Below are 17,115 nucleotides of genomic sequence, written 5' to 3'. Positions count from 1 at the left end.
CTAAAGTAAAAAAGTCATTTAATATACAGAAACTTATAGGTCTTATCAATCTTGGTTATTGTTAAATCTCCGGGCTATTTCTGCCCTAAAGCATTCTTCCGCAATGGTTAGAGCTTAGTTGGTGCAAGAATCCCCCATTGTTATTGAGGGTTGAACTTTATTTAGGATTTGGCTTGTTTTCTCTTGAGCCATTCTTCCCGTGAGATAGTGCCAGGGGCCAAAACTGTCTGTTTCTCTGGTTCTTGTCGTTGTCCCATTTTGAGGGGCTGGGGTTTGTTTTTCCGCCATAGGTCACGGCCCAGGCCAAACTTGGCGCAACATCTTCTCAGGGCCATGGCCTCCGCATTGGAGCTTGGATCACCGTAGCTATTGCAATCAATGTCTTCAGTGCCGGTGGCCTGCCTGGTCAAACTGCGGTCATCCCCATGGATCGTGAGGGAGCCGGTGAGGGTTAGGCGATCGCCAATTTGTTGGGTGTCGATGATTAACCATTCCCAACCCCCCAGGCCACAAAGATCGTCGAGCAAGTCCGCTAGGTCATACCAGGCCACAAAATCAACGGAACCAGTCGGTTTTTTGTTTTTGAAGGTTTTTTTCTGGCTAATGAATTGGGGGGCAATGGGTTGGCGTAGGTTTTCGAGAATTTCGGCTAGGAGCATGGTTTGTTATCCTATGGATAGTATTTGAGTGGTGTCCCTTTTGGTTCGCCATTTTTTTTGGGCAGTTTTAGACTTGCCCAGGTCTTTCGGTTTACTTGATCATCACTGAATATTCTTCAACATCCGCCAATTGAGCAAAGGAACAATCAGCGTTGCTCTGAAGGTGCTTTTTAAGTTCCGATAGGCGAGGTGTAATTTCGACTTTCATAAATGCGGCTGGTAAATCTTCCAAGGGGCAATTAAGAACGACTTTTGCCGGTTTCTTCCGTAGTGATAAATTTACCGATACTCCATTAACTTTCTTTTTGCCCAACTTCTGCATATTGCTAACAAGGTAATTGCGTAGTCGCTGGGATTGATTTTCTGATTGTTCTGCTAAATCTCGCAAGCGTCGGTATTCATTTTTACGAGCTTCTGTGATTGCTTCCAGGTGCTTGATATAAGCGGCAACATTACAGGCTTTAGCATCAAATTCTTTACCAGTGGATAACCAAGTTTCTAGAATTTCTCCCATTAACTGGTCTTTTTCAGACTCGCTTAGATCTTCCCGGTCTTGAATGTCTGCAATTTGGTCTTCAAGATTTGTTATTTCGTCGGACAGTTCCCAAAGTTTAGGGGTTTTGCCGGTGGTTTTAGTGGTGGTTGTCATGATAATTTTCCTAAGTATTTGAGTGGTGGAAGCCCCCAGGGGGGCCAAGGATTTTACTAGGGGTTAATATCCCCATTGGGATTCTTCACGTTCAATCATCTTTGCTAAAAGTTCGTCTTCAACCTCTTGGGGCATTTCTAGGACTCGCCCTTCTGGTCGTTTGATCATGTTGTTTCGGATCAACATTTTTAAGACATTCTTAGCGTGGGATTCTGTCATGTCATCAACTGCGATTGGGCCGTTTTTGCTGTTCCATATTGTCATTGATAATTTCCTCCGAAATTTTGATAAATTCAAGGTGAAGTTCTTTAGTCCAGTGAATTTTGAGAATTTTTGCAAATTCTCTTGAAAATGTTTCTTCTTTCATTAATTTTCTTCCAAATTTTCTAGAATAGCTTGAGCATTTTCATTCAGTCGGGAGCGGTTTAACAATGGGCTAGGCTTAAACCATTTTTGCAGTTGGCATAATCGAAGATATAGGGGGCAATTCTGACCAGAATGGTTTTCTGAGAGATAAATAAACCAAGCTTCTGCAATGTCGAAACGGTCAAAATACATAATCGTTGTCCTAAGTATTAGAGTGGTGGAAGCCCCAAGGGGGGCCAAGGATTTTACTAGGGGTTTAGAAATGTAACCAATTACGGTGGTAGTCTTCCGTTTCCTGGCGGGAATAATAGCGGTCGTCGTTGGCCAATTCTTCCTCGGTCAGAACACTTTCAATCTGGGCTAATAGGTCGTAGGGGTCTGAAAAGCTAACCTCATTTTTGGCAAACTCTAGGGCCTTCTCAATCACCGCAATGATGGGGTTTTCTTGGGTTTTGTTTTCTCGGTCAATGAAATAAAGGCAACGGGAGATCGCTTCTTTGGTGTCGTGGTGCATAGTAAAAAATCCTGAAGTATTTGAGTGGTCAGCCTTTTTAGGACGTGCTGAGGTCGCATTACTAGGGGTTAATGACGGCTAAAAACATAAACCTTGTTATAGCTAATTTCTGCGCTATAAAAATCATTAATAAACCAATCATGAGCTAATTTTTCAAAATCAATATAAAAGCTATCTAATCCTGCTTTTTCAATTGCTTCTAATTGTCCTGTTTGCTCGAAGTAATCATAAACAAAGTCTTGCTCACTTTCATATTCTCCAAGGTAATAATCCTCAAAGTTTTCTAAGTTGTCATAGCATTTGTAATAAGCTGCCATTGCTTCTCCATGCTCTGCTAAGGCTTGCCCTAATTTTGCGATGGTTTCAATGTCTTCATATTCTTTTAATTCAATTCCCCCAAAGTTTTGATAGTCATGAATTGCCCATTCTTCAGCATCTCGCATAGGGGAAGCTTTAAGCATGGCTTCAATTTCTGCCATTATTTCATCTTCATCTTGATTGGCACTAATCCATTCACCGTGTAGCAATCCATTGTTATAACTAGCAAGGCAGGCAACGTAAATTTCAGGGCTCAACATGATAAAAAATCTCCGTAAGTATTCGAGTGGTGGAAGCCCCCAGGTTTGAGGGCTATTTGACTATTTAAAACGGGCAATAATCTCGATGTTTGAGAATCTGTTGAATTAGGCTTTCTAATTCCCTTTTCAGGTCTTCTTGCTCAGTTTGCTTTGCTAGTTCAGCTAGTTCTTTGCGTAGGCTTTCTAAGTCTTTCATTAGATTGAAAACCCCCAGTCTTTGCAAATTTCGCTTAGTTCTTCTGCGAAAGCTTCACCGTCTTTTCCTTCCCGGTAGTCGAGAATCGTTTCCCTGACTTCCTCCCACATTCCATCTGGTAATTTGTTTCGCATCATTGAACAGACTGCGGCGATCTCTTTGGCTTCTTGAATAGTCATTTTGAAAACTCCTAAGTATTTGAGTGGTGGCGGGGGCTTTCCCCTTTGCCATAACTCTATTATAGCGTGCTATCGTGCAATAAATAACTATTTTACAAAACTTTATAGCGTGCTATCGTGCTAAGATTATGTTGAAAATTTAGGAATTGTTTATGAGTGGCCGAGGTCGTCCTGGTGGGAATCCAGATTTGGAGAAATATCAATTTAAAAGCCCTGTGTCTGAATCAAGGACAGCGGGGATCTATCTTCGTATTACACCCACTGATAAGGAACGCTTAAAAAATGTCAAAGACTGGCAAGAAAAATTACGACAAAAAGTGAAGGAAATTATTGATGATTCTTTTTCAAAGGAAGATAAAGTTTAAAGAAAACCTAAAAATATTGATTGCTACCAATGATTAACCCCCACCAACAGGCAGGGGCTGAACGCTAAGCAAAAAGAGACAACTGGACGGCGGCAGGGTGGGCCACCCACCAACCACCCCCCAGGGAGGAAAAACCCCAGCCGGGAGGGGGAGAAACACCGGGGGGCAGGAAGGCAAGCAAGGGCAGGCCAGACCCCAGGGCAAAGGCGGCAGAGGCCCAAGACCCAGAACCAAGACCGCAGAAACAACGGGAAGACCGGGCCGAAGGCAACAACCCAACAGGACAGCCGGCCGAAGGGAAAAAACACCACAGACCGGCCGGGCCGCCAGCAGAGAGAACAGCAGAGACAACGGCCACCGACCGACGGGCAAAGGCAGAACGGCCAGCCCCCCACTGACCAGAACTGACAGAAAAAACGCTGGCCGAAGGAAAGAGCGACCGGCCCACGGCATCGGCACCAGCCGCACAGCCAACAAAAACACTGGCCGAAGCAGGAACGGCGGCAGAAAGGGAACGGAGAGCGGCAACCGACAACGGGGAGAGAGAGCGGGAACCGGAAAACCCCACGGCAGGGCAGGCCGACAGCAGACAAACAACGCAGGGCGACAGGGCAGAAACAGACAACACAGTGCAACCCCCAGGGGAACAACCAATAAGCCCATTATAGCATGATAGCACGCAAAAAGCAACCCAAGGCAGAGCGGCCGAGCCACCCACCGACCAGCCCCCAAAACAAGGCACACCCCCCCCTGTCCATTGAAACTCCACGCCCTTCCATCCCATAGATAAGGCTTGGGTCAAGGCAAGGGCCGAACCGACTAATAAAAAATGCCCCGCAGGGGCAACCACTAGAAGGAGGGTGAAGGTGGAGTTTACCCTTGCCGGGAAATAGCGTGGTATAATATTACTAGCAGGGGGGTGATTGATCTAAAAAATCAAACTTTTTTATAAAACTTTTCTAATACTTAAACTATATCTTTCCCCAACTACTTTTACTACTCCATGACTTTTTTTACCATCTATTTCATAAATTTTCCCATCTTCTAATATTTTTCTTTCTCCATCATATTCAAACACACAAATTCCACTATTTACAATAACTACTTTTTTATCAAAACAATCTCTGTCTTTATGTAAATTTAATTTACTTCCATCTCCATATTTTATCAATAACAAACTATTAAAATTTTCTCCATAAAATTCTAAGCATCTTTTCTTTAAACTATTATCTATTTCCAATCCCTTAAATTTTTCATTTTTTCCCAATTCAATTCCAACCCCAAACCAAACCATTCTCCTATCTTCTTTAACTTCTTTACCAAACCATTTTTCCTTAACCATCAAATTATTCTTATCAACACACCAATTTTTAAACTTTATTTTTTCTACTTCACCTAATTTTTTAAACATCTTTTTTCCCTCTAAACTTTCCTATATTATATCATTTTTCTTTCCATAATTAATACACTAAACTACTTTTTTATTTTCAATACACCAATATACCCTTTCTCTCCTCTCTTTTTTCTCTTCCATTCCCCACTAAGTTTTTTTTTGCCCAAGAAAAGTAAAAATCATATTCCAAATAAAATTTTTTCCTTAAATGAGATAACACCAAAAAATTTTGACGAATATGATAAAATTCCTCGTTGCAAAAAAAAACGGTATTTCCGGATCTTCGATTCCTTAAAATCAAAAACAAAAACATCGAATCCGCTCATCTTTCTTGCTTTCCGAAAAAAGGCCTGGAGACTAATCAACCCGTGACCGCTGACTTTGACCGGACTACAAAAAGGGGGAAGGGTTAGGGAAGGGGGTGTCCCCCCCCCTCTTACGGCTTTGGGCAGGTAGTCCAGTGAAATATTTATTGCTCTAACCGACCATACCAACGGGTTTTATCGTCGAATATTAGAAACGCCTCTTGCCTTCTTGCTTTCTCGCCCCCACTCGGGGGGCCGCCGGTCAGTGGCTCTAGGCCTTGATAGTTAGCTTTTGTCCGGCGGGGGGATGGGGAGGCAGTAAAAAAAGGGAGGGACGACGACCATAAAGTGCCGGGAACCACATCTTTATTCTTGCCTTCTTGATATTAAAGTTTATTCTTTTTTCTTTGGGTTAAATGAAACTAGAAATATGCTCAAATTTATAGGTATTGCATTACTTGCTGCATTGGTAGGTTATGCTTTTGGTGTTATGGCTGGAATCTTTATTGTCAATAATTTCTCCACTAATGTTCAGGACAAGCCCTTGGAATTAGCAATGACCTCAATATTTTTCTTTGGCCCATTGGGAGCTTTGATAGGATTCACTATTGCAGTTGTATATCAACTTTTACATCAATATTTATGAGTTCTTTATATCCCTGATAAAAAATATGTTTAAAAAATCTTAATTGGATCTTTGAAATATATGATTGATTATGGATAGATCGCCTACAATATCCCCAATGCACGATGGTAATCCACGGTGCCATCAAATATAGACCCCACAGAAAGCCGGGCTTTAGCTGGGCGGACTTTGCCTCCCATCAGTAGCCAGCAAGAACTTTTGGCGATCGCCCGTAAAATTTGAGTATGTTCGATAATCTGTGCAAATTTCTAGCTGAATCATTTTCCGAAGACTATGCCGCCTGGTTGTTGGGACGACCAATCAAATTGACCAAGCTCAGTCCGACGGAATTATCCCTGGAACCAATTCGCGCTGACTCCCTGATTTTGGAGCAATCGGAAGACTTGGTTTTACATCTGGAATTCCAAACGGAACCTGACCCCACCATGGGTTTTCGGATGTTGGATTATCGGGTAAGGGTTTACCGCCGTTTCCCCCAGAAGACAATGCACCAATTCGTGATCTACCTGAAACATAGTAACAATGACTTGGTTTATCAGGATAGTTTTCAGGTGGGGGAGACTGTGCATCGTTACCAAGCGATTCGGCTCTGGGAACAATCATCGGACGCATTTCTCCAAAGCCCAGGGCTATTGCCCCTAGCGGTATTGACGCAGACCTCTGACCCTACATTAAAATTGAGGGAAGTGGCGACTGTGCTGGAACAGATTGAGGATAATCGAGTTAAAGCAAATCTCATGGCAGCAACTTCTGTTTTTGGAGGAATTCTGTTGTCGCCTGACATTATCAAGACAATTTTAAGGAGTGAAATTATGAAGGAATCCGCTGTTTATCAAGAAATTTTAGAGGAGGGTAAAATTGCTGGGAAACTAGAGGGAAAATTAGAAACCATACCCCTGTTGAAGAAATTAGGTCTTACAATTGCCGAAATTGCCAAGGAATTAGATATTGATGTTGAACTGGTTAATCGGTTTGTTGCTAACCAGAATAATTAAGGGTTGAAATGGTCATTGGATCGAATATGGCTTGACTTAATTCCTATTTACTATTTATCTATTTAAATTCAGCTTTGATGAGGTTGTCCATGTCATCACCTGTTGCTGTGCCATTGAGAAACTCATAAAAAATTTGATTAAGCGATTTGTTAATATCAACTTGTTTGGATAATACTGGATGAAAACTCAATTTCTCACACAATTTTATTCCCAAATTATACTCTAGTGATCCAATTTCACAAAAAGTTGAATCAAACTCTCGGAAAGACAAGAGATAAATAAGACTAATCAATGCATCTTGATAATATGAATTTCGTGAATGGTCACTGAGGGCATGACTAGCTATAAGATTAAAATGACGCTTAAACAACAAAATATTTGTTTCATTTAGATTATAATCTAAATACCACATCAAAATACGAGCATAGCCCCACAAGTAGGAATCATACTCATAGTAGAAATTATTATTATTATTATTTTTCGGAAGATGAGTCTCAAAAAGTGCAAAATATTTTTGCTGAAAGTTACTATCATATGCGATCCTTGCTATAACCTTGACATGTTCACTAAAGCAGGGGCTGTTTTTAAGATAATCAAACAAAAAATCAAAATCTTGAATTGCAGCGATTTTATATTGTTTACCTATCAACAGTAAATTATCGTTGTAAATATTGAAAATTTGTCCACGTTCCTTCCCTTCCGTATTTGGGTGACGTTGGCCTAATGTAAAAAGAGCTTTTTGTAAAAGTAATTTAATTTCGCTAGAAATAATTTTGTTTGTAATCTCACTGACTATTTCATTGCTTGAATTTGTAGAAACATGTTGTAAGGCATCATTTTTCAAAAAAGATAAGTAGTTGCTTCTAACAATACTTTGTATTTTCGATAACTTCAGATCTGTCCGTAGTTTTATATTTTTTGAAGACTGCTTAATATAAGCATGTAAAGCTTTGGCTATCTCGTCTAATCCGTGTGAAAAATCACTTATAAATTTTAAATTTAAACATAAATTAGTAGTCGCATTATTTTCTTTTGTTTTTCTACCCTCAATAATATTTTGAATAGGAATAAATCCTAATTTAATTTCAGGGCGATCTTCTAATTTAGCATTGAGTTTGTGCCCCAATTTTTGATCACTATAAACTTCAAAAATCTCCAATAGTAATGGTTTGCCAAGCATTAGCGAAAAGTGAATTTCAACAGAAAGGGAAGGAGTTTGTTCAAAGAATTGATTATTAATAATATAAACTTGTTCTATTTCATTTTTTATTATTAGTTTACCATTAATTTTTATCGGTAAAATAACTTGAGGTTTGTCTATTCGAAAAGAGGATTTTGTTTCACCGGATGGGATGGTATATTGACCTATAAAAGTATGAAATTTTCGTTCACCTTCATAACAAATATTTGTACGCTCGCTTTCACTAGGAACATTGATTGAAATCTGATTTGCTAATTGAAAAGTGATTAAATCAAGAAACTGTCCATAGAGAGGAAATTCCTGAGATTGCTTTTCTTGCCAAATCTTGCTAAATTCTGAGTGACTAATATCGGGTAAGGAAAAATGAGACTCTAAAGAAAGACGAAAATTAGATAGGCAATTGTATTGACTAATTAGAACGAAATTATATTCGCAATTATTTTGGACGATTTCCTTCAGTCTAGGAACAAGTATTACACTTGAAACTATATTTTCTACTATTGTGAGAGGTAATTCTGCTTTTAAATATAGATTTGTATTATCGACATTTGAGAAGTCAATCAGAAGCGAAACTATTTCTTGATTAGGATTACTTATTAGACAATTTTTTATAATGTTAAAAACATTAATTTTTTTTAAATATTGAGTGAGATAAGAACTTTCAATACCAACAAAGTTAGGGTCAGATGCAATAACGTATTGAGCTAAAATTTCACAGATGGTATCATAAACGTTTGAAGGATCAAAAGGAAGTCTGAGACTTTCATAATTTTCGGGAGTACGGATATCTAAAATTGGAATAGAATAAGAACAATTAGGATGACTTTGAAAAGAAATAGGCAAGTAATAAGAACAGGGTAAACTGTCTAAATCATAAATAACTAATGGTTTATTCTCTTTAGCAATATTTTGAAGCTGAGTGACGTAGTTCCAATAGCGATAAGCACTGGCATAAATATAGGGACAATCTAAATTTTGCAGGCTCAGCACATCAATATCACGAACAATAACTAAATCACCTTCTTGCTGATCATCCAGTTGGTCACCTAAGAATTGAGGTTTATATTCACCTCTAACTATAGTATTAGAATAATAACTTGAAAGATTAGCAGGGGATATAAAATGACGATCTTTATAGGTATTTAAAAAATCTCGATAAGCAAAAGGAATATTAGGAGAATTTAAAGATAACGATTCCCCAAAAATTTGCGTGTACTTACAGATTTCTGGGTATGATTCTAGGTTAAAGAGTCTGGTCATTTTCGGTTATCCTCGATGTAAAGCATCCACTAATTGAGTAATAGCTTGAATTTCATTTAAATCAGTAGTTTTATAAGTTAAGTCATGATTAGAACGTCTTCCAAATGCAAAATCCTGAGAACCCATATAGGCTGCTGTTGTTCCTATAATAATAATCTTGGCATGGAGATTATAAATTTGTTTAGCATCTAAATTAGAGTAATTACGGTGTCCATAAAAGATATGGCAATGAAGACGTGACAATAGTTCTTCTTGTTGAGCTGTTGGAGCAAAAGTGCGAGTATAAATAGAAATTTTTCCAGTCGGATTACGGGCAAACTCTGTCAAAGTTCTAGTCAAATCATTGGAATGATAAGTTAGAAAACCTTCACGCTTTGATATAGCAAAGTAATTAGATAATCCCTGACTGCGGATACCTTGGGTTGTCGGTAAGATTACTGCATTTGATTGTTCATCCCATAAATGGGAAAAGTGGTCAATTAACCGTTGATGTGACTCGACATTTTTCCAAATAATTCCCGCTTCTCCATTACGTTCTAAACTTCCACCCGTTAAATTACAAGAACCCATATATGAACTTTTTTCCGTTATGTAACATTTTAGATGAAAGAGTCCACTGCGAATAGAAACACCTGATGTAGCAAGTAAGCGTAAACACTCTTTCTTTTTACGATCAGATTCAGCGTAATCATCTTCATGATCAATTTTTCCTTCCATATTCGTATCTATTCTATCTAAAACATCATTATTTAAATCAGTCAAAATCCAAACGCCTTCAGGTAATTCTTTAGCTTTTTTGACAATTAATTGAACAATAGATTCATCTTCTAAACGAAAACTAGAAATCAATAAAAAACGCTGGGCAGAACTAATTAGAGCTTCAATTTCTTTTCTATGCAATCCTCTACCCACAATAAAGTCTAATCCTTTAGGCTCATTTTCAGAAATGGTAAACTCAAGTAAATTTTGATAATTAAAAACAATATATTTTTTCTTGTACTCATCAATTAGTGATTTAGCTTCAGCCGACAAAAATGAAGGAAAGTAATTTTTAATGAGGGCCATAACTGCAATTTGAAGTTCAGACGGTAGTTCCTCTAGTTTTTGCCAGATTGTAATATATTCACCAGTTGATAAAGTTATCGGTATGGCAAAGTTGTTAGGAGAATGTAATGCTGCTCTGATAATCTCGACCGATGTTTTCTGTTTAATTATGCTTAAAGCTTCCTGACGTATGGATTGTAATCTTAAATTGTCTACATCATTACTAATATCTAAATTATAAGTGCCATCGCAATGCTGCCCACTCCATAATGGTAACTGGGGATCATGGGGCGATAATTGTAGAGAAATAATTGGGCATGTAAAACAATAGCTATAGAAAAACTCCTCTTGAATTAAGTTTTGGTTTGCAGGAGTTAAGAAGGTTGAGGAAAGATAAGATGACTTTCCTCCTACTTTTTGTATAAGATGCTCTAGGGTCTGTTGAGATAAAAAATTTAGTCCAAAAGATTGGTGAATATAGGAAATATGATGGCGATTATGACTAGTTGCTAAAACCCGTAGATCGTTAAGTAAATCTGATAGAGAGCTTTGTCTAACTGTGTTATTATCAACATTTTTACGTTCAAATACTCCTTGTAATTTAACAATAATTTTCATAATAGTGAAACCTCCCGCTCGATGGTTAAAGTTTTATCCCTAATTAAAGTTCTAAATGAAGACATTTCATATTGGTTAATATCGCCAAAACATACAATGGCATCACTGGCACGTGTTAAGGCAAGACGAAGTTGATCAGGTGTGGGTTTAGTACCATCACAAACTATTAAAAGCACATTACATTCCTTTCCATACCAATTTTCGCAACTATCGACGTAAATTTGATTGAGCCATTGTTCTGGGCATTGGCTTTGTATCATTTCTTTGGCGGTTATTGAAAAAGTTAGTATTCCAACTTTAATACTGGATATATCAATATCTGAATTTTCGATAAAATCCAATAATTGTGGAGTAATCAGCTTATCTTCATGAATATCAATCCATCGTAAACGATTTTGAAATGTTCGATAAGAATAGTTCTGCAAAGATGAATAGGGTTGTGAATAATAAAAAGTAGAAAAAATTGGACGGCTTAACAATGGGTGCAGACGAAAATTTTCTGATAGATTAGCGCGATAGGCTGGCGATAAACATTCAGATAGACGAGTAAAAAAAGTATCGGATTTAATATTTTCTCCCAATAAAATTAGTTTGTTAGTCATACTCGCCATCAATAGTAGGTCATGATCAGAAAAAAGATGTGAATCCTCAACAAGAACAATTTCAAACTGTTTAAATTTAACATCACTATTTAAGACACTTTGAAAAGTTGCTAAAATAGGTATTTTTGTTGTTTCTGACATTAATTCGGTAAGTTGTAAAATTCCTTCCTCGGACAAATTTAGATAATGTTCCTTTAATTTTTGATGTTGCTTCAGTAGAGGATATAGTTTATATAGCTTTTCTACTAAGAGATCTAAGCGAGATTTCGATACCTGCGGAAAAACTTTCATCATCTCTTCTTGAAGATTTTTTTTATCCCCTTTTTCTGCTAAATCAATCCATTGGTTTAACTGTTTACTTTCTTGTAATGTTTCTAGCAGGGGATCTGGGAACAAATGGAGAGGCATAAAATTGATTTTAGGCTGGGCAAGGTTGTGTCGTAACCACGCAAAAATACTATCTGAGTAATTATTAAATATTTCAAGAAAAAGAGAATTAACATTTAAGTTTTTATAAGCTTCCAGAGTATTAGCATGTCTAGCAACTACTAATATAGATTTCTGAAATCGAACGGACATTTCAAGAACAAAACAGCCGACATGGGTTTTGCCACTGGCAGGATTACCGCTAATTAGGGAGATTGGACTATTAGAAATGGCTAAGTCGAAGGCTTCTTTCTGAGCAGAACTTAAAGGTAAAGTATAATTTGCACAAGGAAAATTTAAATTTGCCCGTGAAATAAAATAAGTTGAACTTTGATTGCAGCTAGATTCAATCAATTCAGTTGGTAAACTCATGAAAAATATTCCTTCAAATATTTACAAAATATATCATTTAAAAATATTATAATTGTCTGCAAATTATTTTCCTTTAAATCAGGTAAACGAATCATAAGACTGTGATCTATTTTTGTGATCCATTGGCTATAATTATTAGTCTCAGGGCGTTCACAAAGATAAAAATATAAGGCTCGTTTGAAGTTATTTTTATTAATCAATTTTAGACTTGGACGATACCAAAATATCCAGATCGGTATTTGCAACGTTTTAACTTCCAAGGAATTAATTTTTTGTTGTTTAATTATTAATAGCCAATCGCCTTGCCTAATACTTGAACTACGATTCAATTGAAATGATACAACATAATTTTGTAAAAAACATTGAATAACCGGCATGGAGTCATTTTCAAGATAACGACCAAAAAGGGGATTATCTAAAATCGATAAATCACTCAGGGCGCTAGCATAGCTACCCTGAAAATATAAAAAACTAGTCATTAATAATACTGCAATTACATCACTGCACAGTCTTTGGCGATAACTCCATAGTTTTTCTTTATCTGAAAGACGATGAACGTAGTCTAAATAAGCCTGATAAAAACTCCGATAAATTGGATTTTGTTCAAGGACATAATTAGGCTTGTCTAATAAAGATACAGATCTTTTAACTGTCTGTACTGTTTCATTTTGACGAAAATAATTAATACTTTGACCTAAAAGTTCTGCTTCTCGATTTTTACTATACTCTTGACATTCGAGGTGTAATAATTCGCAAAACCCTTTTAAAAATCTATTTTCTGGTGTATTAAAATTTTGAAAGCGTTTAATCCCTAGCAATTCCTGTCTTGCCCCAGCTTTTTCTATTGCATTTCTGCCCGGACGACGAACATAGTCACGGAGACAATAGGCATCCATTTCGTGAATACGGGCCAGGGGTATCATCTCAACGGTTCGATTTAATTGAGATCTAAGTTTCGTAGTAATAGATTCTAGTTTATGACGTAATTCATAACGTCGATCTAAGGAGACCACTAATGGTAATCTCGCATCTTCACTGCTGAGCTCGTGAAAATATTCAGGTAGATTTAGTAAGGGGAATTTAATCTGCTTGATACGTCTACCAGAGCGCATACCTTGAAATAAACCAATAAATACGGCAATAGTCTCCGCAGTATGACGATCATAACTATTATTTAATTCATTGTTTAAACGATTATGAGTACTTTCATCATTGACTTGGGTTGAATCCAAAATAAGATCTTTTATAGATATTTTAAAAGAAGTTTCTTCGTTATTTTTTTGTAATTTTAACGATGACTTCTGACAAAGAATTTGATAACTATCCCAATCAGAAATAGATACCAAAGGAAAACCAATTTCATAACTATTTTTATCTTCTAGTGGAATTAAAAAACCTGGCGTTTGACTCAATTCTTCATCGTTATCTAAAACTAAAATTGGCCGATCAGCACTATCAAGAACAGCGTCAAGCAGTTGTAATGGCTCATTTTGTAAATAGGTTCCGAGGTTAGCGTAAATTTTCATAATTAGCTGTACAACATCCCCTTCCATTGGAATTGTCCGTATCGCCCTTGCTTAGCTCGATCAAAAGCTTCTGTGAGTGCCGGATCATCTAGTTCCTGAATTAGTCGCTTCATTTCGTCAAGTTCTGTGCTAGCTTCATCTATACGTATTCCCCGTAATTTAGGCAATAATTTTTGACCAAACTGATCTGCAATAGCTTGACGACGTATTTGCAGATCTTGCTCCGCACCGGGATAATTCACGACATATTTGGCGATCGCCTGATAAACTCGATGGGCGAAGGGATGTCCCAACTTTTCCATAATGGCATTGGCACGATCAACAAAGTCTTTGATTTCAATAACCATAGGAGAATCGGGATCAGGTTCTTTAGTCCACTTTACAAATTCATTCCAAGGTAAATAATTTTCTGCTTTTTCATACTTGATTTTTCTTCCCCGTAATTTCAATTCATTTGGACGACCAAAAGTTAAGACATTGGCTCGGTCTAACACTTTATCGGATAAGGATTGAGTGGTTTCATCTTCATTCATGGTGCCAATAAACAGGAATTCTTCGGGAATCAGAATATCTCGTTGTTTCTCAGGAAGTTTTAAACTACCTACGTCCAATGATAAATAGGTTGGCTTACTACGTCGTGTTTCGAGTTTAGAAAGGAAATCACTAAAATAATACTCAACCCGAGCTAGATTCATCTCATCAAGTAGCACCATGATGATTCTGCCATGCATTTTTCTATCCTGCTGATATTGATAGAGATAATGCATTAATTGAGTTGGCTTATACTTTTTTTCAATATAATTATAAAAACCCTGTAAATCTTGGGGAGAATCCCAACGGGGTTGTACCGGCAACATGACGAGTGGAGCACCAATGAAATCCGCATATTTTTGGGGTAATTCACTTTTTCCTGTACCGCTAATTCCGGCTAAAATTACTAATGCCGAAATATCTTGTACTTTTAGAGAAGTATGAAAGGCTTTAACGATACGTTCATGAAAGTCTAAGCCCTTTACTTTTAGGGAATTACTAAACTGGTTAAGGAAATCATCTTCGTTAATACCTTGCCTTTGAACCGGAATTAAATCCTTGATGGGCTCTTCTAAAGTCTGTAATGCTACTCGAGCACTATCCTCAAGATCTGATATTTCTTGTTTGAGTTCACGAATTCTTTGTTCTAATTCGCTCACATTATTCTTTTTGCGGTTGATCTCAGCATCCTTACGGGCGATGTCATTAATAAGATTATCTTTGATAATTTCATGTTGCTCTATTTCTCGCTGAATATCTCGCAACAAATCTTCCGCTATGCGACGCTTGGCTTTTAAATCGGCAATTTCAGCCCTCAGGCGATCACTCTCTTGCGCTCTTCCCTCCAACTCTTTAATTTCTGCTAAGATACGGTCTTTTTCTGCCCCCAATCTGATCACTTCAGCATAAAGATGTTCTTTCTGGGATTCATAGGTCTGCTTTTCTCGCTCTAAAGCATCATAGGTGTTGCGTAATAACTCCAATTCCACAGCCTGACGGTTAAGATCTTTTAGTTTTACTTGTCCCTGCTGAATTTGTTCAGAAATTTCTTTTATTTCTATTTCCCGTTTTAAATATAAAGCCTCTTTTTCTTCAAGGCCAGCTTTTTTTTGTTCCATTTCAGCAATCTTACTTTTATAGGCAAATAACTCACCTTCTAGCTGCTTAATAATACTTTGTAATCGAGAAATTTCTTTCTGACGGATCTCTAAATTCTCCAGAGTTGGATTGGCTTTATTAATTTCGGCAACACGACTCTCTAAATTTTGTTGTACCGCTTGTAAATTTTTAATTTCGGCTTCGATGCTATCCCGCTTTGCCTGCCGAATCTCTAACTCCCCAGCAATTTTTTCTGATTGGCTCCGGCGTTCTTCTAATCGAGTGATATCTTTATCAATTATTTTTTTCTGTTCTTGTAACTCAGAAAGCGTATTGTTAATTTTTGTTTTGCTAAGCTCCTGTTCTGCTAAGAGCAAAATTTCCCTTTCTTTTTTTGTCGCTAAACTTGCTGTTGCCGCCCCGCTGACTCCTGCGGTAAATCCCATTATTCCAGATTGAAGCGGTTGAATTTTTGCGGCTATTCCTACTAATGCGACAATTATCCCTGCTGCAAGAGGAATAACGTTCGTCAAGGTAGGCGATGACAATTGCCGGGGGCTGTCCATAATTTAAAAAATTGTTGCTATACAAGGGAACACGAACAATAAAGCAAAAAAGTATGGTTTATTTACCTAAAATAAATCGATAATAGGGTAAAAGTAAATGACCATCTATTACTTCACTGCTTTTGGACGTAATTGCATCCTTTTTTGTTTAATATAGAATCGTATTATTTTAATCAAAAAAACAATCCAAGCAATTCAGTAAAGGCAAAGAACAGTAATTAAGAACTAGGACGATCCTAAGCGTAGATTTTTACTCTATGTTTGGATGTTAGTGCAGAAACAAAATAATGATTCCTAACTTTTCTAAAACTGTAATAAATCTAAACGTTTACGCAATGACTAAAATTCATTTATAAGGATAAACCTTGCTTTTAGCTTCTTTCTATTGGTTTTTCTCTATTTTTAATCTCCACTAACCCCTACTTATTCCTTCTCCGCCAGTCCCAGGGCCGCTCTGCATCCCCATTAGCCCAAACCCCAGCTTTATTGGAAATCGCCTCCTGCTCCAGGAATTCATACTGTTCTGCATTCTCAGGGCATGACCTCTTATGGCCTTCATAGTAGTGGGCCATACCTGCCAAAACCATTTCCCCATTAACTCCCACCTCAAGTCCTGGCGTGTCAGTCATTGCAAAAACTTCCACCACACTGCGCCCATATTGGTCTTTTTCGGCACCCATCAGAATGATTTCCCGATTATCCGTCAGCATTCCCCGGAGATAATCACGGGATTCAATGCCCCCGGCTTGCTTAATTTCTGGGGCATCAATACAGGCGATCCTCACCTTAATTTCCTCGTTAGTAACATCCGCCACTGCCCGAAAGGTATCTCCATCATGCACAGACCCAGGCTTAACCCGCCAAGTTTTATCAGGAGTTCGGTTCTGGGTGACCATGGCATTAGAGGCCATCTCCTGCATTTGCTCCTGACTGCAAGCAGTAATCATGGTGGTGCATAGAGATAGGATTAGCCAAATATTTTTGCCCATAGTGTTACTGAATAAAATCTGGCAATTATAAACGTCC

18 protein-coding genes are annotated in these 17,115 nt (G+C 37.7%); 3 read left to right on the top strand and 15 right to left on the bottom strand.

Annotated features, from left to right (window positions below; all coding sequences use genetic code 11):
• Positions 1 to 161: 161 nt before the first annotated feature.
• The 7 genes from C7I86_RS18565 to C7I86_RS18540 form a co-directional block, all read right to left on the bottom strand.
• The gene (locus C7I86_RS18565; RefSeq protein WP_011153848.1) at positions 162 to 659 is read right to left on the bottom strand and encodes a Rad52/Rad22 family DNA repair protein; all 498 of its coding nucleotides are present in this window, start codon (positions 657 to 659) and stop codon (positions 162 to 164) included.
• A 91-nt stretch (positions 660 to 750) separates the two neighbouring features.
• Positions 751 to 1,308 carry a siphovirus Gp157 family protein gene (locus C7I86_RS18560; RefSeq protein ID WP_011153847.1) on the bottom strand — a complete coding sequence of 186 codons (558 nt, stop codon included), beginning with the start codon at positions 1,306 to 1,308 and terminating at the stop codon, positions 751 to 753.
• Between the two features lie 63 nt (positions 1,309 to 1,371).
• Positions 1,372 to 1,572: a hypothetical protein gene (locus C7I86_RS18870; RefSeq protein WP_143705304.1), complete on the bottom strand. Its 201-nt coding sequence runs from the start codon at positions 1,570 to 1,572 to the stop codon at positions 1,372 to 1,374.
• A 358-nt stretch (positions 1,573 to 1,930) separates the two neighbouring features.
• Positions 1,931 to 2,188 (bottom strand): hypothetical protein, encoded by a 258-nt coding sequence (locus C7I86_RS18550; RefSeq protein WP_011153845.1) that lies wholly within the window; start codon positions 2,186 to 2,188, stop codon positions 1,931 to 1,933.
• 68 nt (positions 2,189 to 2,256) lie between these two features.
• The gene (locus tag C7I86_RS18545; protein ID WP_011153844.1) at positions 2,257 to 2,766 is read right to left on the bottom strand and encodes an antirestriction protein ArdA; all 510 of its coding nucleotides are present in this window, start codon (positions 2,764 to 2,766) and stop codon (positions 2,257 to 2,259) included.
• Between the two features lie 64 nt (positions 2,767 to 2,830).
• The gene (locus C7I86_RS19455; protein ID WP_255347037.1) at positions 2,831 to 2,962 is read right to left on the bottom strand and encodes a hypothetical protein; all 132 of its coding nucleotides are present in this window, start codon (positions 2,960 to 2,962) and stop codon (positions 2,831 to 2,833) included.
• Complete coding sequence (locus C7I86_RS18540; RefSeq protein WP_011153843.1) at positions 2,962 to 3,141, bottom strand: hypothetical protein; 180 nt, start codon at positions 3,139 to 3,141, stop codon at positions 2,962 to 2,964. Before C7I86_RS18540 ends, C7I86_RS19455 begins: the two co-directional genes overlap by 1 nt.
• A gap of 152 nt (positions 3,142 to 3,293) precedes the next feature.
• On the opposite strand from C7I86_RS18540, the gene C7I86_RS18535 reads away from it, so the two are divergent.
• Positions 3,294 to 3,506: a hypothetical protein gene (locus tag C7I86_RS18535; protein WP_011153842.1), complete on the top strand. Its 213-nt coding sequence runs from the start codon at positions 3,294 to 3,296 to the stop codon at positions 3,504 to 3,506.
• Positions 3,507 to 3,570: 64 nt separating this feature from the next.
• Here C7I86_RS18535 and C7I86_RS18530 read toward each other — a convergent pair whose 3' ends face one another.
• Both C7I86_RS18530 and C7I86_RS18525 read right to left on the bottom strand, forming a co-directional pair.
• Positions 3,571 to 4,134, bottom strand: a complete 564-nt coding sequence (locus C7I86_RS18530; RefSeq protein ID WP_223211257.1) for a hypothetical protein — start codon at positions 4,132 to 4,134, stop codon at positions 3,571 to 3,573.
• A gap of 318 nt (positions 4,135 to 4,452) precedes the next feature.
• The gene (locus C7I86_RS18525) at positions 4,453 to 4,917 is read right to left on the bottom strand and encodes a hypothetical protein (protein WP_011153840.1); all 465 of its coding nucleotides are present in this window, start codon (positions 4,915 to 4,917) and stop codon (positions 4,453 to 4,455) included.
• Positions 4,918 to 5,634: 717 nt separating this feature from the next.
• On the opposite strand from C7I86_RS18525, the gene C7I86_RS18510 reads away from it, so the two are divergent.
• Together C7I86_RS18510 and C7I86_RS18505 are read left to right on the top strand one after the other, a co-directional pair.
• Entirely contained in the window at positions 5,635 to 5,850 is a 216-nt protein-coding gene (locus C7I86_RS18510; protein WP_011153837.1) for a hypothetical protein, read from the top strand.
• A gap of 224 nt (positions 5,851 to 6,074) precedes the next feature.
• Positions 6,075 to 6,845 carry an Rpn family recombination-promoting nuclease/putative transposase gene (locus C7I86_RS18505; protein WP_011153836.1) on the top strand — a complete coding sequence of 257 codons (771 nt, stop codon included), beginning with the start codon at positions 6,075 to 6,077 and terminating at the stop codon, positions 6,843 to 6,845.
• 58 nt (positions 6,846 to 6,903) lie between these two features.
• Here the strand turns inward: C7I86_RS18505 and C7I86_RS18500 are convergent, their stop codons facing one another.
• The 6 genes from C7I86_RS18500 to C7I86_RS18475 form a co-directional block, all read right to left on the bottom strand.
• Positions 6,904 to 9,306: a hypothetical protein gene (locus tag C7I86_RS18500; protein WP_011153835.1), complete on the bottom strand. Its 2,403-nt coding sequence runs from the start codon at positions 9,304 to 9,306 to the stop codon at positions 6,904 to 6,906.
• Positions 9,307 to 9,312: 6 nt separating this feature from the next.
• Complete coding sequence (locus tag C7I86_RS18495; RefSeq protein ID WP_011153834.1) at positions 9,313 to 10,968, bottom strand: phospholipase D family protein; 1,656 nt, start codon at positions 10,966 to 10,968, stop codon at positions 9,313 to 9,315.
• Positions 10,965 to 12,368, bottom strand: coding sequence for a hypothetical protein (locus C7I86_RS18490; RefSeq protein ID WP_011153833.1), 1,404 nt, complete (start codon positions 12,366 to 12,368; stop codon positions 10,965 to 10,967). Before C7I86_RS18490 ends, C7I86_RS18495 begins: the two co-directional genes overlap by 4 nt.
• Positions 12,365 to 13,921: a DUF2357 domain-containing protein gene (locus tag C7I86_RS18485; protein ID WP_011153832.1), complete on the bottom strand. Its 1,557-nt coding sequence runs from the start codon at positions 13,919 to 13,921 to the stop codon at positions 12,365 to 12,367. Before C7I86_RS18485 ends, C7I86_RS18490 begins: the two co-directional genes overlap by 4 nt.
• Positions 13,897 to 16,056, bottom strand: a complete 2,160-nt coding sequence (locus tag C7I86_RS18480; protein WP_223211256.1) for an AAA family ATPase — start codon at positions 16,054 to 16,056, stop codon at positions 13,897 to 13,899. Before C7I86_RS18480 ends, C7I86_RS18485 begins: the two co-directional genes overlap by 25 nt.
• Before the next feature lie 452 nt (positions 16,057 to 16,508).
• A complete protein-coding gene (locus C7I86_RS18475) occupies positions 16,509 to 17,078 on the bottom strand; it encodes a thermonuclease family protein (protein ID WP_234376133.1) in 570 nt (189 codons plus the stop codon).
• Positions 17,079 to 17,115 lie beyond the last annotated feature (37 nt).

The organism is Synechocystis sp. IPPAS B-1465 (assembly GCF_003015225.1).
Taxonomy (GTDB): Bacteria; Cyanobacteriota; Cyanobacteriia; order Cyanobacteriales; family Microcystaceae; genus Synechocystis.
This window is presented reverse-complemented; position numbering and strand designations above follow the sequence as displayed.